Raw genomic sequence first — 21,182 nt, 5'->3', positions numbered from 1 at the left:
GCTACCGGCCCACGGCCACGCCGACGAAACGCTCGAACATCGCGTCGTAGGTGGCGCCCCCGCCCGGCACGACCTCGGACGGCAGCGCCGGCACGTCCCCGAATCCGGCCCGGGCGAGGGCGAGCAGAGCCGCCCCGGCCGCGACGGTCTCCGGCTCGGCCACCATGCGAAGACCCCGGGGCAGAACCCGGGCCTTGATACGAACCCAGGCGGGGTTGGCCGCAACCGGCCCACCGAAGAGGAAGACCGTCGGCGCGACCGGCTCAGCCGCGAGCCGCAGTTGCTCGGCCAGCATCCAGCGCGCGTGCAGGCTCAGCCCTTCCAGCAGAGCCTTCCCCAGCAGAACGGAGCCGTGCTCCGGCCGCCGCCCCACCACACGTAACCGGGCCTCCGGATCGGGCACAGGAGTCTGCCGCCCCGCCAGATAAGGCAGGACAATCACGCCGGTCGGCTCCTCACCAAGCTCCACAACAGCGCCAAAAGGGTCGCCGCCGGAATCCGAAGCCTCCACGACCGCGTCTCGGCGCCCGCGAACGCCGCCCAGCACGGGAGGGCCACCCAGCGCGGGAGGGCCATCAGGCGCTGGGCCGCCTTCGAGTGGGTCGTCGCCCCTGGCTTCGTGCTTCAGCCACCAGGCGATCGTGGCGCCCGCGCTGGCAGAACCGGCCAGGACGGCCCGGTGGCGGCCCTCGACCGTGAGGACGACGCTCATTCCGGCCCGGCCGGCCTCGACCGGTGAAGGGTGGCCGCCGACGACCGTCATGACGGCCTCGGCCGTGCCCACCGAGTCGGCCACGTCGCCCGGGGAGCGCACCCCGCAGGCGTACGCGCCGACCTGATGATCGTGGCCCGCCACCACCACCGGCGTGCCGGCCCGCAGCCCGCAGGCGACGAACGCCGGATCGCTGACCACGCCGGCCACCTCGCCCGGCGCGACGACGGCCGGAAGCTGCGACGGCCGCAGACCCACCTCGGCCAGCAGGTCCGGGTCGAACGCCCCGGCGAGCCCCTCCCCCTCCGCCGGCAGCCGGTAGGCCATCGTTCGGCCGGCCAGCGTGTGGTCGGTCGCGAGCCGTCCGGTGAGCTGAAGACAGGCCAGGTCGGCCGCCCCCGACCACCTCGCCATCGCCGCCCACACCGACGGCCGGTGCTCCCGTAGCCAGGCCAGCTTGGCCAGCGGCACCTTGGCGCTGGGCCGCACGCCCGTAGCCGCGATCAGCTGTTCCCGCCCCAGCCGCCCGGCCAGCGCCTCCGCCGCCGCGGCCGCCTCCCGCTCGTGCCAGCGCAGCCACGGCCCCAGCGGCTCCCCGGCCGCGTCCAGCGGCACCCCGGTCTCCGCCATCGACGCGATCCCGACGACATCCGGCGGCGACACCCCAGCCGCCACCCACCGTCCCGGCCCAGCCCCAACCGGCCCAGCACCGGCCAGCCCAGCATCGACCGACCTACTCCAGGCCGGCCCGCTCCAGGCCGGCCCGCTCCAGGCCGACCTACTCCCGGCCGGCCCGCTCCAGGCCGACCTACTCCCGTCCGGCCCGCTCCCGGCCGGCCCGCTCCCGGTCAGTACTTGCGCGATCAACTGGAGGAGGGTCCTTCTCAGGGCGCCCGGCGCCGGCGTGGGCGCGGACGCGACCGCCCGCACCCGCGGTGCCGGGCCGCCCGCGTCGACCAGCGCGACCTTGGTGTTCGTCGTTCCGACATCGATGCCGAGCGCTGATGGCACGGCATCAGTCTGTGCGAGCCCCGGCGATCGGATCAAGAGAGCTTGGCGCGGACCTCGTCCATGTCCAGCTCCTCGACCGCCGTGATGACCTTCTCCAGGGCCGCGCCGGGCAGGGCGCCCGGCTCCGAGAAGACCATGATCCCGTCGCGGAAGACCATCAGGGTCGGGATCGAGGAGATGCCGGCGATGGCCGACAGGCGCTCCTCGGCCTCCGTGTCGACCTTGGCGAAGACGATCTCCGGGTGCTGCTCGCTGGCCTTCTCGTACACCGGCGCGAAGCTGCGGCACGGGGCGCACCAGTCGGCCCACCAGTCGACCAGCACGATGCCGTCGCCCGTCACCGTCTGCTGGAAGGTCTCCTTGGTCAGGTTCACCGTACTCATCTGTGCTGTCCCCTTTCGTGGCGCACCGGCGAAACCACCGTACCGAGGACGAAATTCCCGTGGTCAGTAGTCGGTGAGCTCCTTGGCCAGGTGGTCGACGACGGCGCGGGCGTCGTCCTCGATGCCGTTGATGAACGAGGAGCGCCGGCGGCGCAGCATGGGCAGGCCCAGGGCGTAGAGTCCGGGCGCGTCGGCCACGCCGCCCTCGTGGCGCAGGCGGCCCTTCTCGTCGACGATCGGGACGTCGAGCCAGCTGTAGTCGGGGCGGAAGCCGGTGGCCCAGATGACGGTGCTGATCTCGCCGCCGCGCAGGTCGAGCTGGAGGCGGGTGGACGCGGCGACGGCGGTGGGCTCGAAAGCCACCGGATCGGTGACGCCGGCCCACGAGTCGAAGCCGGCCAGCAGGCGTTTCATCTTGAGATCGGCCAGGGAGCACACGTTGCGCAGGCCGCCCGAGAACAGGGCCACCCCGTCGCGGACGGCGGCCAGGCGGCCGACCAGTTCGACGCCCAGCCCGCTCAGGGTGTTGAGGTCGAGCGTGTCCCGGGCCGGTGAGCCGATCAGCTGCGGTGAGGGCAGCCGGCGGGCCCGGTTCAGGTCGTCGATCTCGTCCCAGCGCTGGTCCCACACGCCGGAGGCGTCCATCCACCACAGGATGTCCCGGCCCCGGTACAGCCGGGGCAGGCGGACGTGCTCGCCGACCGAGAGGACGACCGGGCGGCCCGACCGCCGCACCTCGGCCGCGAGCTGCACGCCGGTGGCCGAGGCGCCGACCACGAGCACGCCGCCGTCGGGCAGCTCGGACGGGCCGCGGTAGCCGAGCGGGGTCAGCTGCGTCAGGGAGGCCGGCACCTCCGTACGGAAAGCCGGGGTTGTGGCGATGTTGGCCGCGCCGCTGGCGATGACGACGGACCGGCACTCGATCTCGCCCTGGTTGGTGGTGACCTGGTAGCCGTCGCCGGACGGGCGCACCGACAGCACCTCGCACGAGGTGCGCACAGGGGCGTCGACGACGCGGGCGAAGCGCGACACGAGGGACGCGACCTCGCCCGACGTCATGTACCCGTCCGGGTCGGGGCCGTCGTAGTCGAGGCCGGGCAGGCGGCTCAGCCAGTTCGGGGTGAGCAGCCGCAGCGAGTCCCAGCGTTCGCGCCGCCACGAGTTGGCCACCTCGCCCCGCTCGAGGACGACGTGGTCGACCGATCGGCCGCGCAGGAAGTGGCTCGCCGCCAGGCCGGCGTGACCGGCCCCGACGACGACAGTGGTGACGCGTTCGATGACTCGGCCCGCCTCAGGCGACCTCGACCGTGACGTTCGTCGGATTGGTCAAGGCGTCGTAGACCGCCGAGCGCTTCTGCGACTGGGCGACCAGGGCCTCGATCTCCTCCGTGGAGGCGTCGGCGTCGATGTTGAAGGTGACCTTGACGTCGTTGAAGCCGTTGCGGACGTCGCTGTCGGCGCCGAGGATGCCGCGGATGTCGTGGGCGCCCTCGACCGTGGACTCGATCGAGCGGACCTGGATGCCGCGGTTCTGCGCGACCGAGGCGACGCCGGCGGTGAGGCAGGCGGCCAGGCCGACGAGCAGGTACTCGATCGGGGTGATGCCGTTGTCCTCGGCCGCGAAGACCTCGGGGTGGTCGGCCGAGAAGACCGACTCGCTCTTGTGGCTCTGCTCCTGGCCGAGGCCGAAGAACTTCTGCACGGTGGCCGTGCTGTGCACGCCCTTCTCCCACTTGGAGGTGGCGCGCCAGGTGAACTGGGCGGCCTCGGGGGCGCCCTTGAGCGCCTCGCGGGCGTCGAGCAGCGCCTGCACGTTCACGCCGTTGTCAACTACGGTCATGGTCCAATTGCCCCTTTGAACATAAACCCGATAGGGATTCCCGACAAACATACTGGCCTGCGCAGACGGCGTATAGATAGCATCTCCCGCATGGTGAGGCCCTTGACCGTCGAAACACAGTTCCTTGATCTGCCGGGGTCTCTGCCGCTGGACAGCGGCCGCGAGCTGCGTGAGGTCCGGGTGGCGTACGAGACGTACGGCACCCTGTCCCCCGAGCGTGACAACGTCATCCTCGTCTGTCACGCCCTGAGTGGAGACGCTCACGCTGCCGGATATTCGGCGACGGCGCCGGCCGCGAGCACCCGCGACGGTTTCGCGGCCGAGAGCCGCGACGGCTCCCAGGGCAAGGCCCTGGGCTGGTGGGACGGCATGATCGGCCCCGGGAAGGCGTTCGACACCGACCACTACTACGTGGTGTCGACGAATCTGCTCGGCGGCTGCCGGGGCTCGACCGGCCCCTCGTCGACGAACCCCGACACCGGCCGGCCGTACGGATCGGACTTCCCGGTCATCACCGTGGCCGACATGGTCCGGTGCCAGCGGGCGTTCCTCGACGAGCTCGGCATCGAGCGCCTGGCCTCGGTGGCCGGTGGATCCCTGGGCGGCATGCAGGCGCTGCAGTGGGCGGTCGACCACCCGGATCAGGTCGACTCGATCGTGGTGATCGCGTCCACCCACGGGCTGCACCCGCAGGGCATCGCCTGGAACGCCATCGCCCGCGAGTCGATCCGGCGCGATCCGGCCTGGCAGGGCGGCCACTACTACGGCACCGGCCGCAAGCCCGACGGCGGCATGGGGGTGGCCCGCATGGTCGGCCACGTCACCTACCTGTCCGCGCCGGCGCTGGAGGACCGGTTCGCCCGGCGGCTGCAGTTCGCCGACGACATCCGCTACACGATCGACCAGCCGGAGTTCGAGGTCGAAAGCTACCTCGACCATCAGGCGGAGTCGTTCGTGAAACGGTTCGACGCGAACACGTACCTCTATCTGTCGAGGGCCTTGACCTATTTCGACCTGGCTCGTGGCCACGCTTCCCTCGCCGCCGCGCTTTCCCAGACCAAAGCCCGGGCGCTGCTCATCGCCTTCACATCGGACTGGCTGTATCCACCCCTCGCCTCGGAGGAGATCGCCGCCGCCCTGCCCGGCGAGAAGGAACTGCACATCATCGACGCCCCGTACGGCCATGACTGCTTCCTCCTGGAGGAGGCACGGCAGACTCCGATCGTCCGCCGCTTTTTCAACCTGGAGTCAGAGTGATCGAGGAAGCACACGAGTTCGGTTTCGAGACCCGGCAGCTGCACGCCGGGCAGCGGCCCGATCCCAACACGGGCGCCCGCGCGGTGCCGATCTTCCAGACGTCCAGCTACGTCTTCGAGGATCCGGAGTCGGCGGCCGCCTACTTCAATCTGCAGGAGTACGGCAACACGTACTCCCGGATCATGAACCCGACCACCGCCGTCTTCGAGGAGCGGGTGGCCAACCTCGAGGGCGGCTCCGGGGCGGTGGCGTTCTCCAGCGGCATCGCGGCCCAGGCGGGCGCCCTGTTCACCCTGCTCGAGCCGGGTGACCACGTGGTGGCGTCGTCGGCCCTGTACGGCGGCACGGTCAACCAGCTCAAGCACCTGCTGCGCAAGATGAACGTGGAGCTGACCTGGGTCGACCCCGACGACCCGGACGCGTGGCGCAAGGCCGTGCAGTCCAGCACCAAGGCGTTCTTCGGCGAGACCATCGGCAACCCCGGCGGCAACGTGCTCGACCTCGAGACGATCGCCGGCATCGCCCACGAGCACGACCTGCCGCTGATCGTGGACAACACGTTCGCCACGCCGTACCTGTGCCGCCCGATCGAGTGGGGCGCCGACATCGTCATCCACTCGGCGACCAAGTTCATCGGCGGCCACGGCACCAGCATCGGCGGCGTGGTGGTCGAGGCCGGCACGTTCAACTGGTCGAACGGCCGGTTCCCGGTGGTGGCCGACCCGTCGCCGGCGTACCACGGCCTGCAGTTCCACGAGACGTTCGGCGAGTACGGCTACCTGATGAAGCTGCGCGCCGAGACGCTGCGCGACCTGGGCGGCACGCTGTCCCCGTTCAACGCCTTCCTGTTCCTGCAGGGCCTGGAGACGCTGTCGCTGCGCATGGAACGGCACGTCGAGAACGCGCTCACGATCGCCGCCTTCCTGCAGGACCATCCGCTGGCCGCCAACGTCAGCTACCCCGGGCTGCCCGGCAGCAAGTACGCCCCGCTCGTCGAGAAGTACCTGCCGAAGGGCGCCGGCGCGGTCTTCTCGTTCGACGTGGCCGGCGGCCGCGACGGCGGCCAGGACCTGATCCGCGGCGTCACCCTCTGGTCCCACCTGGCCAACGTCGGCGACGCCAAGAGCCTGATCATCCACCCCGGCAGCACCACCCACCGCCAGCTCAGCGACGAGGAGCTGGCCGCGGCCGGCGTCGGCCCGGGCACGGTACGCCTGTCGGTCGGCACCGAGTCCGTCGACGACCTCATCTGGGACCTGTCCCAGGCCTTCGAAGGGCTGAAGCGATGACCGACCTGACGCAGTACCAGGACGTGAAGGACATCCAGCGGGTGCTGCACACGTCCAAGACGATCGCGATCGTCGGGCTGTCGAACAACCCGCTACGGGCGAGCTACTTCGTGGGCTACTACATGAAGCGCCACGGCTACAAGGTCATCCCGGTCAACCCACGCGAGCCGGAGATCCTGGGCGAGACCAGCTACCCGAGCCTGCGCGACGTCCCCGAGCCGGTCGACGTGGTGAACGTCTTCCGCGCCCCGAGCGCCGTCCCGCAGATCGCGTCGGACGCCGTGACGATCGGCGCCAAGACGCTCTGGTGCCAGTTCGGCGTGATCAGCCCCGAGGGCGCCCAGACCGCGACAGACGGCGGCCTGACCGTCATCATGGACCGCTGCCTCAAGGTCGAACACGCCCGCTACGTAGGCCGGATGAACTGGCTGGGCTTCAACACCAAGCGAATCACCGCGGTCCGTACAGGGCTGCAGTGATCCTCCGCCGCCGGATTGCACGTTGGGCAATTCCCACCTGGCGTGACCACCTCGATGACGCTCCCCGCACCATCACCTCAAGCTTCCCGCCGCTCACCTCGGGGTCTCGCCGGCGTCCGAGTCAGAAACGCGCGAATGAACGCGCCGACCTCGGCGGAGGTAGTCAGGCTGCCCGCGCGTCGAGCGACGAGGGCCGGCGGGGCACTGCCAGGTAAAGTCGCCGCTTCCTCGTACACGACGCCATCTCCCCGACCCTCGTAGGTGGTGACCCTGCCGCCGTCGATTCGGAAACTTTTCGGCGTCGGCTGGCCGATTCCCACCACGGTGGTTACCTGGGTTCCCGCGGCGGCCAGCAAGGCGCTGCTCTCCTCGAGGTCGAGCCGGCGACGGAACGCCTCCGCGGCCAGTTCCCCGCTTCCGCCGACAGACACGACGTCCTCGATGGTCAGCCTTCGGAGATCTCCCGCGGTGTCGACACAGCGGTACGCCGGCAGTATGTCGTACATGGCGGGCATCGACTGGTAGAGCTGCCGCAGGCCGAGAACGCGCGAGCCGCCATGCCTAGCCACCGAGGTCACAGCGGTCACCGTGCCGTGGAAGGGGGTGCCGATGGCCAGGAACCGCCGCACGTAGGGCGCACCGCCGAACGTCGTCAGGTAATTCAGGGCGACCAGCCCGCCGAGGGAATGCGCGACGACGGTCAACTTCGCGTCCGGACCGCCGGACGGGTGGGCTCGCCAGCGCGCCAGGTGAAATTCGGCTGACGCGCTGAGCCGCTTCGCGTTATGGGCCACGGAAAGGCGCCAGTCGTAGGCGAAGTTGAGAAGGGCATCGGGATGGGCCACGCTCGACCTCATCTCACCGAGAAACGTGAAGTACGGGTCCAGGTCGACCACGCCGGGAAGAACCACACCCGACCGAATCAGGCGGCCGGCCGTGATTCGGCTGATGTCCCCGGCCCTGTCCTCATCGGTGACGAGCAGCCGTTCAGTGGTGCCCCGGACGAAGCGAACAGCATTGCCGGTCCCAGATCCCCACAGCACTCGCCCGCTCGCGGCATCGACGAGTTCGCTGCCGCCGATCCCCGGGACGAACACCACCGCGTCCCTCGAGGTGTCGAAGTCCGCATGCCGGGCCGTCGCGGTGACAACAGGCCGGCTTTCTTCCCGCCCTGCGGCCAAGACGTCGCGGCGGCTACGCACCGCCGCCGCCTCACTCGACCGGCCCAGCGCTGCATAGAGGGCTTCCAGGTGCTTCAACTCACCCGTCAACCCGGACAGGCTGTCGATCTCCTCGAACAGCGCGACAGCTTCGACGCATGCCGCGAGCGACTCCTCCATACGATTGGCGTCCGCGAGCAGCCGCGAGAGATTGCTCAACGCCGCGGCGAGACCGGGCAGGTGCACCTCTCCTTTGACATCGACTATGCGGCGCTGTTCCTCAACGGCCTCTTCGCTGAAGGCGAGAGCTTCGTCGCGACGGCCCACTACAGCCAGAAGGTGCGACCATTCACTCAGCGCCGAAGCAAGCCCGGGCGCATAGAGGTCGCGATTCCGCCGGGTCAGTTCACGATGCAGAGCGATCGCTTCCCCGCCGGCCTCCAGCGCCTCCCTCAACCGCCCTACCGACTCCAGGTTTCGCGACAACTTCGTCAAGGTAGCCGCAAGACCGGGAAGGTGCTCCCACCGATCCCTCTCGGCAAGTTCTCGATATATCGACGTCGCTTCCACGCTGTCGCTCAGCGCCTGCTCCCGACGTCCTGCCGAGGCGAGGAGCTCGGACCGGACGTTCAGGACCACGGCCAGATCGGGGCCGGAGGAGCGCAGAAGGCGATACAGGTGCACGGCTTCTTCACTCGCGGCGAGAGCCTCGGCGTATCGGCTGACCGCGGCGAGGACGTGAGCTTGGGTGTTCAGTGCCCTGGCCAACGAGCCCAGGTCGTCGTCACCGTCTTGCTGAAGCCGGCGACGGAGATCGACAGCCTCCCTGCTCGCGGCGAGGGCCTCGGAGTATCGGCCGGCCGCCGTCAGGTATTCCGAGAGTTCGGTCAGCGCCGTGGCGAGGGGGGAAAGATTGCCGGGTTCACGCTCGCTGAGTCCTCGTTGCACGCCGACCGTCTCACCGGCCGCGTTCGCCGCTTCGCCGTATCGCCCGTTCGCCGCGAGCGCATCCGCGAGCGCGTCGAGGTCTCTGGCCAGTTTGCGGAAATCGCGGTCGTTGGAGACCTGCAGCCGCTGCCGGTCAACAGTCTGCTGAAGGCTCCGCAATCGCGCGTCTTCCGCGCCGGCGTTTTCTTCGGTTGGCGAGAAAATTACCGAATAGTCAACCCCGATCAAGGCGACCCGAATATTCCCACTCCACGTTCCGTAACTGATCATGAGGGCTTTGAGCTCATCAAGGACCAGGTTCCAGTCAGCCTCAGAAGAAGACTCCGGGACCAAGATGAACTGACCGTCGAGCCAGCCCAAGTCGATCGGCGCATCGCTGACAACAGCAATATTACGGAAAGGCAGGAGTCCTTCACGATCGAGCAAATGGGCATGCCGCGAGAGCTTGTCTCTGGCTGCCTCGAAAGAGAAGTGCCAGTAGAAGGTGTTCAGAGATTCCCGCGGCACATCAGGATCTCCGGGCGAGGACTTGTGGACCAGAGCGATCTGGAGCGCCGGGTCGATCCCGATGACTGAAACATAGACGCCGTCGCCGTCATTATTGAAGGACGCACGCAACACTATTCCAGAATCGTCAATTCCCGACGTTCGCAGAACGGTACCGGAAAGTTCATGGTCGCCGCCTTCCGTCCCCCAGCTGATATCCAGGCGCGGGAAGTTGTGGCCGAAGTGAAGCTGCTTCGGGGATGTTGCCACGCCTACTTCCCGGGCGGCGCGGACGGCCTCGATGTCGCTTCCGGGGAGGAGTTCCAGAGTGGTGAGGTCCGCGCGGGCCGACGGATCGCCCGCGCGGAGGCGTTCGGCGGCCTCGGCGATCTCGTCGTTCAAGGTGGTGCCGGGGGCCGGCTGGGCCGTCAGGCGGCCGCGCATCGCGACGATCCAGTCCGAGGAGAGCTCGACCGATGATGTCCCGTCCGCCTGGAGGTCGTCGAGCCAGCTGACCGCTCCGGCCGGGTCCAGAATTCCGGCGACGGTCAGCCTCTGGGCCTGAGCCAGATACGGCTGACCACCCCAGACGCCGGGCTGGTCGCAGTAGCGCTCGAGGAGCAGCGCGACCTGTTCCACGCGCTCGCTGCCGTATCGGGTGCGGAGGCTCACCAGCAGCGACCGGCGCAGGTCCTCGTCGATTTCGAAGAGCTCGCCGCCCAGTTCGCGAAAGAGCGGCGACGCCAGCAGGTCAGCCTCGACCGTCCACGGCAGATCGTCGGGTGGGTCCACGAAGAAGTTGATCCGTAGGAGGTTGAGGAAAGGCGGGTCGATCACGACCGGGAGGGCCGCGTGGCAGGCCAGTTCGATCGCCCCCGGCGGCAGGGTTCGGCGGGCCTCGGTCAGGCGGGTGGCGGCCCGGGCGCCGGCGGTGGGGCTCACAGCGGCGCCGCCACGGACACCGGCCGTCCGCGCAGCACGTCGACCGCCGCGTACATGCCGTCGCGGTCGAGCGGAAACATGGGGATGTGGCGGGCGATCTGCGCGGCCGAGGTCTCGGCCCAGCGGTCGGTGGCGAGCGGGTTGAGCCAGCAGACCCGGGCCCGCCGCGCGTTCACCGCCAGGCCCAGGGCGACCGCGTCGAAGATGCGGGTCGCGACCAGCGAGCCGCGCTGCGCGCCGGCGTCGCTGACGATGACGACGCCGGCCCCCGCGGTCAACGTGTCGAGCACTTTGCGCGCCGGCCGGCGCCGGGTGAGATCCGGGTCGTCGTAGATCCAGCCTTTGGTCAGGGGTGGGATGCGGTCGATGATGGTGTCGAGCTCGACGGCGAGCGGGTCGGTCAGGTCGGCCATGGTGCTCCGGTCGGGGCTGCGGCCGAGCGAGTTGCGGAAGTAGCCGATAGTGATCGAGTCGAGCCGGGCGGCGCGGACGATCGACCGGGTCACGTGGTCGACGAAGTTGTGGAACGGGGTCATGGAGCCCTGCCGGTCGATGAGTAGGAGCAGGCGCGCGCTGTTGATCCGGCGCGGCATCAGCACCGGTGCGGTGACCACCCCGGTCTTCGCGTACCGGGCGACGGTGGCCTCGACGTCGAGCTCGGTGCGGGGGCCGTGCCGGCTCGGGCGGCGCAACCGTCGCCAAGCCTGGGCAATCTCACGCTCCGACATCGGATATTGCGGGCGGGTGATGAGGTACGGAGCCGGTCGTCCCGACCGGGGTGGGTCGGCTCCGCCTCCGCGCAACGCCGGGCGCGTGACGTCCAGATCCGCTTCTCGGGCGTCCGGGACCGGCTCGAGCTCCCGGCCCGCGGGCGACTCCACGGGGATCTCCGCCGCCGGGCGGGTTTCGCCGGCCACTCGTTCCAGCGGCTCCAGCGACCAGTCCGGCGGTGCGACCAGGTGGAGCGTCGAGGTGATGATCTCGGCATCGCGGCGCGAGGTCGCCCACAGCGCCACGCACAGGGCACCGAGCGCCTCGGTCGAGTGGAGGCCGTGACCGGCGGCCAGAGCCGTCCGCAGCGTCACGCAGTCGTCGACGCCGAGCCGGAGGCCACGCCGGCGCAGCCGGTCCACGAGGTCGCGGGCGAACGCCGGCATCGGGCCGGCCATTACGCCCGGTTCCGTTTCTCCACCCGCACCTGGTCGTCGTAGTTCTTGACCAGCGAACCGAGCTTCGGCAGTCCGGCGATCTCCTCGGCCGTGACCTCGTCCCGGCGCATGCTCTCGACCCAGTCGAGGAGCTCGCTGAGGCCGGGCTTGTAGGTCAGGTCGAGTTTGCGGAGCTCGAGGAGGGTGTCGATGGCATTGTCGCGAACCTCGTCGTCGGCGATGCCGTGCATGTCGAGGATGTCGTCGAGGTCGTCCTCGGGAAACCGGACATAGTGGAACACGCAGCGGCGCAGGAACGCGCCGGGCAGCTGTTTCTCCTCGTTGTTGGTGACGATGATGATCGGGCGGAGGTCAGCTCGGCCAGCCGGCACCGCGTACGCGATGTCAGGGACCTCGTCGACCTCGAACCGCAACTCGTCGAGCTCGCGGAGCAGGTCGTTCGGGAAGTCGAGGTCGGCCTTGTCGATCTCGTCGATGAGCAGCACCGAGCGCCGTCCGAGCTGCGCGCGGGCGATGACGCGTCCGAGCGGGCCTAGCCGTACGTAGGTCTCCGGCTCGGGAAGCTTCTCCTTGAGGATGCCGCTCAGCTGCGCGTCGGCGAGACGGCGGACCGCGTCGTAGGTGTACAGCAGGTCGCGCGCCCGGCTGGTGGATTTGACGTGCGCCTGCTCCAAGGGCAGGCCCAGACGGTACGCCACGGCGTGCGCCAGGCGGGTCTTACCGACGCCCGGGTCGCCCTGCACCAGCAGTGGACGGCCCAAGGTGATGGCGATGTTGACGGCTTCGCACAGGTCACCGGTCAGCAGGTACGGCTCCGGCGAGACGGTACGTGTCTCGGGTGCCTCGAGCGGCGTGGACGCGTCCTCGATATCCCGCGTGGCCGGCGGGGTGCCCGGCTCGAGACGGGTCGAGGTGTCGATGGCGCGGCGGACGTACACGTCGACTCATCTCTCTTTCAGCCACTCCAGGAACCGGCCCGGATCGTTGCGGTGCTTCTTGACGCCCTGGGCACTGCGGTTGAGCGCGCCGTAGGTCAACGGAATGCTGAGCACACCGTCCACCGCCGCGACCCGCTCGATCCATTGACTCCACGGGGTGGCGAATTCGCGCGGCCAGTCGAGTTCCTGGGCGGCCCGGTTCGTCCACTTGTACACATCGAGGCTCTCGAAGCGTGGCCGGCCGAGGTCGATCACGTCAGCCGCCCGATGCGTGTCCGATCGGGTCACGAAGACCAGCACGAACCAGTTCTCGATGGCCTGGCAGGCGGCCCGGACGTCCTGCCAGAACTGTTCCAGGGCGCCGAGACTGATGTCGTTGACCAGCACCCGGCACACCACGCCGGTGTCCTCGAGCTCCGGCAGATGTTGCAGGACCTGCTTCACCTTGTGGTCGGGATCGGACATGACGGCGCTGAGCGTGACGTTGTCCTTCTCCTGCAGGTCGCCGAAGCAGTCGGGCAACCACGCGCACAGCCTCTTCGCCACCGAGTCCTCGTCGGTGACGACGCTGAGGCCGAGCAGGCCTCGCTTCCCGTTGGCGTTGAGGTGCGACTCGTAGACCTTGTTCCGCACGGCCGCGAGATCGAAGTAGGCGTCGTTGAACAGCCGGGCCGCTTTGGGCACGGCCAGCCCGGAATCGATCGATTGACCGAGCCCCGACGCCTCGGCGAATTGGCGAACCGCCTCGTTGTGCGGATTGAGCTCGATGAGATCGCGCTTCAGGTCGTCCAGCCAGCCGCCGCTTCTGGCCGCGACTATGAGGTCCGATGCCCTCGAGTCCAGGTCGCCGGGCTTCGCCAGCTGGTCGAGATTCCGGTTCAGGTCGAACATGACGAACCGCGCCAGCTTTTCGTCCGCCGGGTACGCGCTGACGAGCGCGGCCTGCAGCAGGCGGAGGGGTCGGCGCGACATCAGGGCGTCCGGAAGGCGCCGAGCTCGGCCGGCAGGGCTCGGAGGAGCGCGAGCGCGGGAACGGCCAGATTGTGGGTCGGCAGGTGGTTCACCCGCTTGTCCGGATCGCCGCTCTGGTGGACAGCGACGAGCTTGAGGCTGATGTCGAACAAGGGCGCGCCCGATGATCCATGAGCGGTGTTGACGGTGTGCCGCAGCCGGGTGCCATTGCCGTTGAGGCCGATCGTCGACCCGAACGCGAGGGTCTGGTCTTCGCCGTCGAGGTGATGCAGGATCGCCAATTCGTCGTACGGCTCGAGCACCCGTTCCCGCACGTCGCTGATCCAGCCTCGCGAGTCGCCCGGACGGCCGGCGATCCGCAGGAGGGCGAAGTCGAGGTGGCCGGGATCGGGAAGCCGGCCACCCGGATCGGCCAACTCGTCGACCGGGCTGCGCGGAGACGACGCCGCCACCGGGTCGGCGTCCGGTCGGAACATCTGACCGCCGGGAAATCGCAACCGCAGGGCGTCCGGCTCGTGGCCCTTGATCTTCGCTTCCTCGATCACGTGACCGGCGGTGAGGCAGAGCCCCGGGCCGACGAGGAAGCCGGTGCCGAACGGCGCGTAGCCGCCCGCCGTCTCGGCGTCGATCCGGCACGTCCGGGCTTCGAGCTCAGCCCACCTCTGATGCCAAGCCCTGGGCTGGAGCTCGGGTGCGTGGGGGCGAATCGTCCGCTCGAAGTGATCCGGAATCGCCGCCGGCGCCGGCTCCGATCGCCAGTCGACCTCCGTGATCCACTGACGGAGAACCGGGTTGCCCGGGCGATCCTCCCGCGCCGCGTCGACCAGAGCCGCGAGCCACCCCTGCGACCGCGCCGCCAGCAGAACCGCGAAGACGGTGTCGGTCATGTTGACGTTGCCGACCATCCGGTTGAGCGACCGCTCCAGGTCGAACTCGAGCAGCTGCTCAAACCCGTCGCGGTTCGGGTAGGCGTCGAGCAGCGCGTCGGAGAGCCCGCGCAGCTGGCGCCCGGTCAACGGCCGAGAGATGCCGCACCTCCTCAGGTCCCCACCGGCGAGTGCCCGTAACTGTACGACGGCGCAACCCGGCACCCCTCGTCCACATCGCCCAATCGGGCTTCGGGTAAACGGTCAAACTCCGCTTTAATGTGCCGATGAAGCCGACGCGGTACGTTGTGGAGCGAGTCGCCGTGACGAACGCGCAGCTCGCCCGCTGGCAGGCGCAACTCAGCCGTACCGAGGTCAGGCTGAGTGGGCCTTGCCCCGAGTGCCGTGCCACCACGATCGCCAATCTTCCACGCAGCGCCGCCGTCCTCGAGGCCAACGCCGGGCCGGCGGCGAAACAGCTGACCGCCGTGATCGAGTGCGCCTGCGACGAGCCCCACCGCGATCGCCCGGACGGCGTGGTGCCCGGATGTGGCCGCACGTGGCCGGTGACGGCGACCTTCGACGACGCCGGCACCGTGACCCTCCGGCCGGCCTTCGAGCCCGGCCCGGTGGAGGCCGCCGAAGCTTTCCGGAAAGCCCAGCACGGCCAGCTCGCCGCCCTGCGCGCCGCCGGCGACAAGTGGACCGCCGGTATCGCCGCCCTGATCGGCCTGGCCGGGCTCATCCTGCCGCTGGCCGGCCGGGACGCGATCCGCTCGCTGCTGCCGTGGATCCAGATCGCCGTCGGGGTTCTGCTCGCTCTGGCGTTCGCGGCCGCCGCGGCGGCGGTCCTGCTGGCCTACCGCGCCGCGCACGGCATGCCGGCCGTGCGCCCGGTCGGCGACGACGACGCGCTGCTCGACTGGTACCAGGCCTACCGGGACCGTCCCCGCGCCGCCGCGCGGCACCTGCGGCGGGCCATCCAGGCCGCCCTGGCCACTGTCGCCGCGCTCGCCGTGGCGGTCGGGCTCGTGGTGTTCGGCCCGGCCAAGCCACCCACCTCGGAGCCGGTCCAGATCACGAAGCCGGACGGCTCCGTGGTCTGCGGCGTGTTCCTGCCCTCGACCGCCGACGGCCGACTCCGGGTCCGGCGCGCCGACGACGGCGAGGTGGCGGCCCTCTCACCGGACGACATCAGCCGCGTCAAGCCGGTGAAAGCCTGCACCTAGCGGCACCAAAAGGTCAGGCCGCGGCCCGGCTCGCCGAAAGAGAAGGCATGACCGTGTCGGCTGAGACCGTGCGCGTCCCCGCCCGGCCGATGCGGCGCCGCCGTGTTCGGCATGTGGCGGTGGGGGCGATCGTCGTGCTGTTCGCGGTCGAGCTGGCCGTCGGGTGGCCGTCGCTGTCGTCGGCGGCGCACCAGCTGAAGGCGCCCGATCCGGGCTGGCTGGCCGCCGCGCTCGTGGCCGAACTGATGGCCATGGGCGCGTACGCCCGCATGCAGCACCTGCTGCTGCGCTCGGCCGGCCTCAAAGTGCCGATCCACCGCAACCTCAGCCTGGCCTACGCCGCCCACTCGCTCAACGAGACCCTTCCCGGCGGCCCCGCCTTCTCCACCAGCTTCAACTATCAGCAGATGCGCCACTTCGGCGCCACCCCGGCCGTTGCCTCGTGGGTCATCGCCTTGTCCGGCATTCTCTCCACCACCGCGCTGGCCGTGGTCACCGCCGTCGGCGCTCTCGCCTCCGACGGCACGCCGCACTGGTACAGCCTGGCCGGCCTGGCCGCCCTCGTCGCGCTGCTCGTTGTCGGCGCCCGGCGGGTCAGCGACAACCCGGCCCGGGCCGATCCGGCCGTACGCGTGGTTCTGCGGGTCGTCAACCGTCTCCGGCGCCGGCCCGCCCAGCACGGCCTGGACGGCGCCCGCGGCTTCATCGCCCAGCTCGGCACCGCCCGCCTGACGCCGGGGCGCGGGCTCATCGCCGCCGTCGCGGCCGTGCTCAACTGGGGGCTCGACGCCGCCTGCCTGTGGCTGTGCCTGCGAGCGGTCAGCGACGAGCCGATCAACGCCACCCAGGTCCTGCTCGCCTTCTGCGCGGGCATGGCGGCCGGCACCGTCACCCTTGTTCCCGGCGGGCTCGGCATCATCGACAGCGCGCTGATCCTGGGCCTGGTCTCCGGCGGCATCGGCGCCTCGACGGCGATCGCCGCCGTCGTTCTCTACCGCATCATCAGCTTCGGTTTCATCATCGGCATCGGCTGGATCTCGTGGCTCGTGATGCGCCGGCGCACCATCGGTTCGCCGACCGAGTGACGGCGGCCGGCCGGCTGTGCAGGATGAGGAATGACGCCAGTCGAGCCGAGGGAGCAGCAACCATGTGTACGCAGACGTTGAGCCGCCGGGCGGCGCTGTTCGGTGGGGCGGCCGTGGCCGCCTCGGTCGCGGTGGCCACGCCGGCCGAGGCGAGCGGGAGACGCGGGCTGCTCGATCTCACCTATCCGCTCACGACCACCTTCCCCGCGTTCTCTCCGGGTGAGGAGGCGGCTCGGCGGACGGTGGCGACCATCGCCGGCGACGGCTACTACATGCAGGAGTGGACCACCGTCGAGCACATCGGCACCCATGTCGACGCTCCGGTGCATTTCACGGCGGGCGGCCGTACGGCGACCGAGCTGCGACCGGAGGAGCTGGTTCTGCCCGCGGTGGTGGTCGACATCGCGAGCCGGGCGCGGCGCGACGCCGACACCGTCGTGACCGTGGACGACCTCAGGGCGTACGAACGCCGCTATGGCCGTATCCCGGACGGCGCGGCCGTCCTCATGTATTCGGGGTGGGGCGCCAAGGCCGGCGACGCGAACGCCTACCGCGGCACCGACGCCCAGGGCACGCTGCACTTCCCGGGTTTCGGCGTCGACGCCTGCGAGTGGCTGCTGCGGCACCGGCGCGTGCGCAGCCTTGGGGTCGACACGCTCAGCATCGATCCGGGGGTGTCGGAGACCTTCGAGACGCATCTCGCGCTCACCGGCGCCGACCGGTACGGCGTGGAGAACCTGGCCAACCTCGACCGGCTCCCTCGCCGCGGGGCGACCGTCTTCGTGGGCCTGATCCCGTACGAGCAGGGCTCGGGCGGCCAGGCGCGCGTCCTGGCGATGACCTAGTTGATCGTGCCGAGGGCCGCACCGCGCCCGGCTCCACCGCCGCCGGCTTCCTCGACCGCCGGAGGGGCTGACCCAGCAGAACCCCGGCGAAGACCAACACCAGACCCCCGATTTGCCGTACGGACAACGTCTCGTGCGCGACCGCGGTGCCCAGCAGCACCCCGGTCACGGGGTTGAGCAGGCCGACCAGGCCGACTGTGCCCGCGCTCAGGTGGCGCAGCCCGGTGAACCAGGCGGCGAAGGCGACAGCCGTCGCGACGACGGTGAGGTAGCCGAAGCCCAGGACTGCCGCGCCGTCCAGCGCCGGCGGCGCCCCCTCCAGCAGGACCGCGGCCGGCACGAGCATGAGCCCACCCGCGATCAGCTGCCACGAGGTCAGCGAGAACACGTCGATGTCGGCGCTCCACTTCTTGGCCAGGATGTAGCCGAACGACGACATGACCATGGCCGACACCGAGGCCAGCACGCCCCGCGTGTCCACTGCGACCGGCCCGGTGAACAGCATCAGGCACACTCCCAGCACCCCGGCGGCGGCCCCCGCGAGATGCGCGCCGCGGGGCCGCTCGGACAGCGCCGCCCAGGCGAAGAGCATCAGCACCACCGGCGAGGTCGCCATGATGGTCGAGGCGATGCTGGTCGGCAGGGTCTGCGCGGCCAGGTAGACCAGGGCGAAGAACGCGCCCATGTTGAGCGTGCCCAGCGCCAGCGACTTCCACCACCACGAGCCCGACGGCAGCTTCCGGCGCACGAGCAGCAGCAGGAGCCCGGCCGGCAGCGCCCGGATCGCCGCTCCGTACAGCGGGTAGCCGGCCGGCAGATACCGGTGGGTCACGAAGTAGGTGGTCCCGAACGCGATCGGCGCCAGCGCCGTGATGACCGTCCACCGCCAAGTAGCTTCCACGGAAGGTACTATAGCTTCCATGGAAGCTACCGACCATGTGGCCCGGATCCAGCAGGCCTGGGCCCGCGAACGCCCCGACCTCGACGTCACCCCGCAGGGCGTGATCGGCCGCCTGCACCGCGTCGCCGGCCACCTCACCGACCAGCTGACCGTCGTCTACCGCCGCTACGGCCTGGGCGAGGGCGACTTCGACGTGCTGGCCGCCCTGCGCCGGGCCGGCGCCCCGTTCGAACGCGCCCCGGGCGAACTCGCCGCCCACACCATGGTCACCACCGGCGCCATGACGAAGCGGATCGACCGTCTGGAACGCGACGGCCTGGTCACCCGCCGCCCCAGCACCACCGACGGCCGCGGCCGGGTGGTCGCGCTGACCGACGCCGGCCGCACCCTGATCGACCAGGCCTTCACCGACCACATGCGCAACGAGCGCCGCCTGCTGGACGAGCTCTCCCCCGCCGACGCCGCCGCCCTCGAGACCATCCTGACCCGCTGGCTGGCCCGCCTCGAAACGCCCTAGCCCTGTGCCGCGTTCGAGACGTGCTCCCAGTCGGCCCAGGTGCGCAGGCGCTCGGCGTAGAGGTGCTTCGCGATTCCGACCGGCTGGGTGCCGAAGATGACGCGCAGCGGCGGGTTCTCGGCGTCGACGATCTGGAGCAGGGCCGGCCCGGCGGCCACCGGGTCGCCGTAGTCGGCGCCGCCCTGACGGGCGGCCATGGCGTCGCGCAGCGCCTGGTAGGCCGGGTTCGGGGCGGCGTGCACGGCCGAGGAACCGGCCCAGTCGGTGGCGTAGCCGCCGGGCTCGACGAGGGTGACCTTGACGCCGAAGGGAGCGACCTCCTGGGCCAGGGACTCGGAAAGCCCTTCGAGGGCCCACTTGGAGGCGTGGTAGCCGCCGAGGCTGGGGAAGGCCCCGATGCCGCCGATGGTGGAGATCTGCACGATGTGGCCGCTCTTCTGCTCGCGCAGGATCGGCAGGACGGCCTGGGTGACGAAGAAGGCGCCGAACAGGTTGGTCTCGAGCTGGTCGCGCAGCTGCGCCTCGGTGATCTCCTCGACGGTGCCGAACAGGCCGTAGCCGGCGTTGTTGACGACCACGTCGAGCCGGCCGAACGTGTCGTGGGCGGCCTGGACCGCCGCGGCGACGGCGCCCTTGTCGGTGACGTCCAGGGCCAGCGGCAGGATCGCGTCGCCGTACTCGGCCACCAGGTCGTCGAGGGTTTTCGGGTCGCGGGCGGTGGCGGCCACCTTGTCGCCGCGCTTCAGGGCGGCCTCCGCGAAGTTGCGGCCGAAGCCGCGGGACGTTCCGGTGATGAACCAGTGCTTGCTCATGGATCTAGACTGCGTCTAAAGATGGACGGCGTCAAACACAGGTATGATTTATCACATGAGCCTGCGGGAGAGCAAGAAGCTGGCCGCGTGGCGCGCCATCCGGGCCGCCGCGCTGCGGCTGTTCGACGAGCACGGGTACGACGCGGTCACCGTCGAGCAGATCGCGGCGGCGGCCAACGTCTCCCGCGCGACGTTCTTCAACTACTTCGCCAGCAAGGAGGCGGTGGTCTTCGACCAGGACCCGGAGGAACGGGAGAACTGGCGGGCGATGATGGCCGCCCGCCCGGCCGGCGAGCCGCTCTGGGACTCGCTGACCGCGATCATGATCGGGCTCAACGAGCGCCTGGCCGACCGGATGCCGCTGCAGCGCCGGCTCAAGAAGCAGTCCCCCGCGCTCGCCCAGTCCACCGAGGACTTCGGCGCCCAGTTCCGGGCCGATCTGCACGAGTGGGTCTTCGCCCGCGAACCCGATCCGACCACCGCGGCCTTGCAGCTCAACCTGGCCCAGGCGGCGACGGCGACCGCCTACCAGACGTGGGAGCCGGACGAGCCCTTCGACGTCTACCTGCGACGCGTCCGCGACTGCCTGCACCGCGCCGGCGCCGGCGTCGCCGCGTGGGCGGAGTAGCCCGTGGCCCGCGTCTTCATCACCGGGTCGGCGGACGGTCTCGGCCGGCTCACGGCCGAGACTCTGCTCGGCGAGGGGCACGAGGTCGTCGTCCACGCGCGCAGCGCGGAGCGGCTGGGCGCGGTCGGCGATCTGCTGGAACGCGGAGCGTCGGGGGTGGTCGGCGACCTGGCCGACATCGGCCAGACCCGGGCGGTGGCCGAGCGGGCCGGCCGGGTCGATGTGGTGGTCCACAACGCGGGCGTCTACCGGGACGCTCGGGTCATGCCGGTCAACGTGGTCGCGCCGTACCTGCTCACCGCCCTCATCGACGGGCCGTCGCGGCTCGTCTATCTGACCAGCGGCATGCACCGCGGCGGGCGGCCCGACGTCGGGCTGCTCGGCGCCGGCTCGTACTCGGACAGCAAGCTCTTCGTCACCACCCTGGCCCTCGCCGTGGCCCGGCGGTGGCCCGGCGTCCTCAGCAACGCCGTCGACCCGGGCTGGGTGCCGACCCGGATGGGCGGTCCCGGCGCCCCCGACGACCTGCGGCTCGGGCACCGCACCCAGGAGTGGCTGGCCACCAGCGACGACCCGGCGGCCCGGACCAGCGGTGGCTACTGGTACCACCAGCGGCGCCACGACCCCCATCCCAGCGCCGCCGATCCCCGCTTCCAGGATCGGCTGCTCGGCGCCCTGGCCGAGCTCACCGGTACGCCGTTGCCCTGACCGGC

Annotated in this window: 19 protein-coding genes and 1 pseudogene; 9 read left to right on the top strand and 11 right to left on the bottom strand. The window is 70.4% G+C overall.

The window, feature by feature from the left end; translation table 11 throughout:
• Window position 1: 1 nt before the first annotated feature.
• The 4 genes from ACGFJ7_RS24110 to ACGFJ7_RS24095 form a co-directional block, all read right to left on the bottom strand.
• The gene (locus tag ACGFJ7_RS24110) at window positions 2-1,375 is read right to left on the bottom strand and encodes an L-fuculokinase (protein WP_392644022.1); all 1,374 of its coding nucleotides are present in this window, start codon (window positions 1,373-1,375) and stop codon (window positions 2-4) included.
• A gap of 380 nt (window positions 1,376-1,755) precedes the next feature.
• Window positions 1,756-2,106: a thioredoxin family protein gene (locus ACGFJ7_RS24105; RefSeq protein WP_360255562.1), complete on the bottom strand. Its 351-nt coding sequence runs from the start codon at window positions 2,104-2,106 to the stop codon at window positions 1,756-1,758.
• A gap of 63 nt (window positions 2,107-2,169) precedes the next feature.
• Window positions 2,170-3,384 (bottom strand): NAD(P)-binding domain-containing protein, encoded by a 1,215-nt coding sequence (locus ACGFJ7_RS24100; RefSeq protein WP_392644020.1) that lies wholly within the window; start codon window positions 3,382-3,384, stop codon window positions 2,170-2,172.
• 13 nt (window positions 3,385-3,397) lie between these two features.
• Window positions 3,398-3,946 carry an OsmC family protein gene (locus tag ACGFJ7_RS24095; protein WP_360255564.1) on the bottom strand — a complete coding sequence of 183 codons (549 nt, stop codon included), beginning with the start codon at window positions 3,944-3,946 and terminating at the stop codon, window positions 3,398-3,400.
• Window positions 3,947-4,036: 90 nt separating this feature from the next.
• Between ACGFJ7_RS24095 and ACGFJ7_RS24090 the strand changes: the two genes are divergently transcribed.
• From ACGFJ7_RS24090 to ACGFJ7_RS24080, 3 genes are read left to right on the top strand one after another with little or no spacing between them, the layout of a single operon-like run.
• On the top strand, window positions 4,037-5,203 hold the full coding sequence (locus tag ACGFJ7_RS24090; protein ID WP_360255567.1) for a homoserine O-acetyltransferase: 1,167 nt from the start codon (window positions 4,037-4,039) through the stop codon (window positions 5,201-5,203).
• Entirely contained in the window at window positions 5,200-6,492 is a 1,293-nt protein-coding gene (locus ACGFJ7_RS24085; protein WP_360255569.1) for an O-acetylhomoserine aminocarboxypropyltransferase/cysteine synthase family protein, read from the top strand. Before ACGFJ7_RS24090 ends, ACGFJ7_RS24085 begins: the two co-directional genes overlap by 4 nt.
• Window positions 6,489-6,971 (top strand): CoA-binding protein, encoded by a 483-nt coding sequence (locus tag ACGFJ7_RS24080; RefSeq protein WP_392643875.1) that lies wholly within the window; start codon window positions 6,489-6,491, stop codon window positions 6,969-6,971. The genes ACGFJ7_RS24085 and ACGFJ7_RS24080 overlap by 4 nt, the downstream gene beginning before the upstream one ends.
• Window positions 6,972-7,048: 77 nt before the next feature.
• On the opposite strand, the gene ACGFJ7_RS24075 is transcribed toward ACGFJ7_RS24080, so the two are convergent.
• Genes ACGFJ7_RS24075 through ACGFJ7_RS24055 form a run of 5 tightly spaced genes read right to left on the bottom strand, consistent with a single transcriptional unit; the run spans window position 7,049 to window position 14,602 of the window.
• Window positions 7,049-10,507 carry a tetratricopeptide repeat protein gene (locus ACGFJ7_RS24075; RefSeq protein ID WP_392643873.1) on the bottom strand — a complete coding sequence of 1,153 codons (3,459 nt, stop codon included), beginning with the start codon at window positions 10,505-10,507 and terminating at the stop codon, window positions 7,049-7,051.
• Window positions 10,504-11,676 (bottom strand): VWA domain-containing protein, encoded by a 1,173-nt coding sequence (locus ACGFJ7_RS24070; protein WP_360255578.1) that lies wholly within the window; start codon window positions 11,674-11,676, stop codon window positions 10,504-10,506. Before ACGFJ7_RS24070 ends, ACGFJ7_RS24075 begins: the two co-directional genes overlap by 4 nt.
• Window positions 11,676-12,614 (bottom strand): MoxR family ATPase, encoded by a 939-nt coding sequence (locus ACGFJ7_RS24065; RefSeq protein WP_360255581.1) that lies wholly within the window; start codon window positions 12,612-12,614, stop codon window positions 11,676-11,678. Before ACGFJ7_RS24065 ends, ACGFJ7_RS24070 begins: the two co-directional genes overlap by 1 nt.
• A gap of 6 nt (window positions 12,615-12,620) precedes the next feature.
• The gene (locus tag ACGFJ7_RS24060) at window positions 12,621-13,586 is read right to left on the bottom strand and encodes an effector-associated domain EAD1-containing protein (RefSeq protein ID WP_360255583.1); all 966 of its coding nucleotides are present in this window, start codon (window positions 13,584-13,586) and stop codon (window positions 12,621-12,623) included.
• Window positions 13,586-14,602 carry an effector-associated domain EAD1-containing protein gene (locus tag ACGFJ7_RS24055; RefSeq protein WP_360255585.1) on the bottom strand — a complete coding sequence of 339 codons (1,017 nt, stop codon included), beginning with the start codon at window positions 14,600-14,602 and terminating at the stop codon, window positions 13,586-13,588. Before ACGFJ7_RS24055 ends, ACGFJ7_RS24060 begins: the two co-directional genes overlap by 1 nt.
• A gap of 173 nt (window positions 14,603-14,775) precedes the next feature.
• Between ACGFJ7_RS24055 and ACGFJ7_RS24050 the strand changes: the two genes are divergently transcribed.
• The 3 genes and pseudogenes from ACGFJ7_RS24050 to ACGFJ7_RS24040 all read left to right on the top strand — a co-directional run.
• Window positions 14,776-15,681: a hypothetical protein gene (locus ACGFJ7_RS24050; protein ID WP_360255587.1), complete on the top strand. Its 906-nt coding sequence runs from the start codon at window positions 14,776-14,778 to the stop codon at window positions 15,679-15,681.
• 47 nt (window positions 15,682-15,728) lie between these two features.
• A complete protein-coding gene (locus tag ACGFJ7_RS24045) occupies window positions 15,729-16,766 on the top strand; it encodes a YbhN family protein (protein ID WP_360255590.1) in 1,038 nt (345 codons plus the stop codon).
• Between the two features lie 23 nt (window positions 16,767-16,789).
• Window positions 16,790-17,425 (top strand): annotated as a pseudogene (locus ACGFJ7_RS24040) (cyclase family protein); the annotation flags it as partial.
• A gap of 46 nt (window positions 17,426-17,471) precedes the next feature.
• Here ACGFJ7_RS24040 and ACGFJ7_RS24035 read toward each other — a convergent pair.
• Entirely contained in the window at window positions 17,472-18,512 is a 1,041-nt protein-coding gene (locus tag ACGFJ7_RS24035; RefSeq protein WP_360255593.1) for a DMT family transporter, read from the bottom strand.
• Window positions 18,513-18,531: 19 nt separating this feature from the next.
• Here ACGFJ7_RS24035 and ACGFJ7_RS24030 point away from each other — a divergent pair, with 19 nt between their 5' ends.
• Window positions 18,532-19,029, top strand: coding sequence for a MarR family transcriptional regulator (locus ACGFJ7_RS24030; protein WP_360255596.1), 498 nt, complete (start codon window positions 18,532-18,534; stop codon window positions 19,027-19,029).
• Here ACGFJ7_RS24030 and ACGFJ7_RS24025 read toward each other — a convergent pair.
• Entirely contained in the window at window positions 19,026-19,841 is an 816-nt protein-coding gene (locus ACGFJ7_RS24025) for an SDR family oxidoreductase (RefSeq protein WP_360255599.1), read from the bottom strand. The two genes, ACGFJ7_RS24030 and ACGFJ7_RS24025, sit on opposite strands and share 4 nt — an antisense overlap.
• A 55-nt stretch (window positions 19,842-19,896) precedes the next feature.
• Between ACGFJ7_RS24025 and ACGFJ7_RS24020 the strand changes: the two genes are divergently transcribed.
• Window positions 19,897-20,469: a helix-turn-helix domain-containing protein gene (locus ACGFJ7_RS24020; protein ID WP_360255602.1), complete on the top strand. Its 573-nt coding sequence runs from the start codon at window positions 19,897-19,899 to the stop codon at window positions 20,467-20,469.
• A 3-nt stretch (window positions 20,470-20,472) separates the two neighbouring features.
• Window positions 20,473-21,177, top strand: coding sequence for an SDR family NAD(P)-dependent oxidoreductase (locus ACGFJ7_RS24015; RefSeq protein WP_360255604.1), 705 nt, complete (start codon window positions 20,473-20,475; stop codon window positions 21,175-21,177).
• The last annotated feature ends 5 nt before the right edge of the window (window positions 21,178-21,182 follow it).

Source organism: Actinoplanes sp. NPDC048988 (assembly GCF_043197815.1).
Taxonomy (GTDB): domain Bacteria; phylum Actinomycetota; class Actinomycetes; order Mycobacteriales; family Micromonosporaceae; genus Actinoplanes.
Note: the sequence above shows the minus strand (reverse complement) of the source record. Positions and strands in the feature narration are given on the sequence as shown.

What these genes read in the sequence shown, in the direction of transcription:
- ACGFJ7_RS24105 (WP_360255562.1), bottom strand. Translation starts at nt 2,106, where the DNA reads ATGAGTACGGTGAACCTGACCAAGGAGACCTTCCAGCAGACGGTGACG.
- ACGFJ7_RS24095 (WP_360255564.1), bottom strand. Translation starts at nt 3,946, where the DNA reads ATGACCGTAGTTGACAACGGCGTGAACGTGCAGGCGCTGCTCGACGCC.
- ACGFJ7_RS24090 (WP_360255567.1), top strand. Translation starts at nt 4,037, where the DNA reads ATGGTGAGGCCCTTGACCGTCGAAACACAGTTCCTTGATCTGCCGGGG.
- ACGFJ7_RS24080 (WP_392643875.1), top strand. Translation starts at nt 6,489, where the DNA reads ATGACCGACCTGACGCAGTACCAGGACGTGAAGGACATCCAGCGGGTG.
- ACGFJ7_RS24070 (WP_360255578.1), bottom strand. Translation starts at nt 11,676, where the DNA reads ATGGCCGGCCCGATGCCGGCGTTCGCCCGCGACCTCGTGGACCGGCTG.
- ACGFJ7_RS24060 (WP_360255583.1), bottom strand. Translation starts at nt 13,586, where the DNA reads ATGTCGCGCCGACCCCTCCGCCTGCTGCAGGCCGCGCTCGTCAGCGCG.
- ACGFJ7_RS24045 (WP_360255590.1), top strand. Translation starts at nt 15,729, where the DNA reads ATGACCGTGTCGGCTGAGACCGTGCGCGTCCCCGCCCGGCCGATGCGG.
- ACGFJ7_RS24030 (WP_360255596.1), top strand. Translation starts at nt 18,532, where the DNA reads ATGGAAGCTACCGACCATGTGGCCCGGATCCAGCAGGCCTGGGCCCGC.
- ACGFJ7_RS24025 (WP_360255599.1), bottom strand. Translation starts at nt 19,841, where the DNA reads ATGAGCAAGCACTGGTTCATCACCGGAACGTCCCGCGGCTTCGGCCGC.
- ACGFJ7_RS24020 (WP_360255602.1), top strand. Translation starts at nt 19,897, where the DNA reads ATGAGCCTGCGGGAGAGCAAGAAGCTGGCCGCGTGGCGCGCCATCCGG.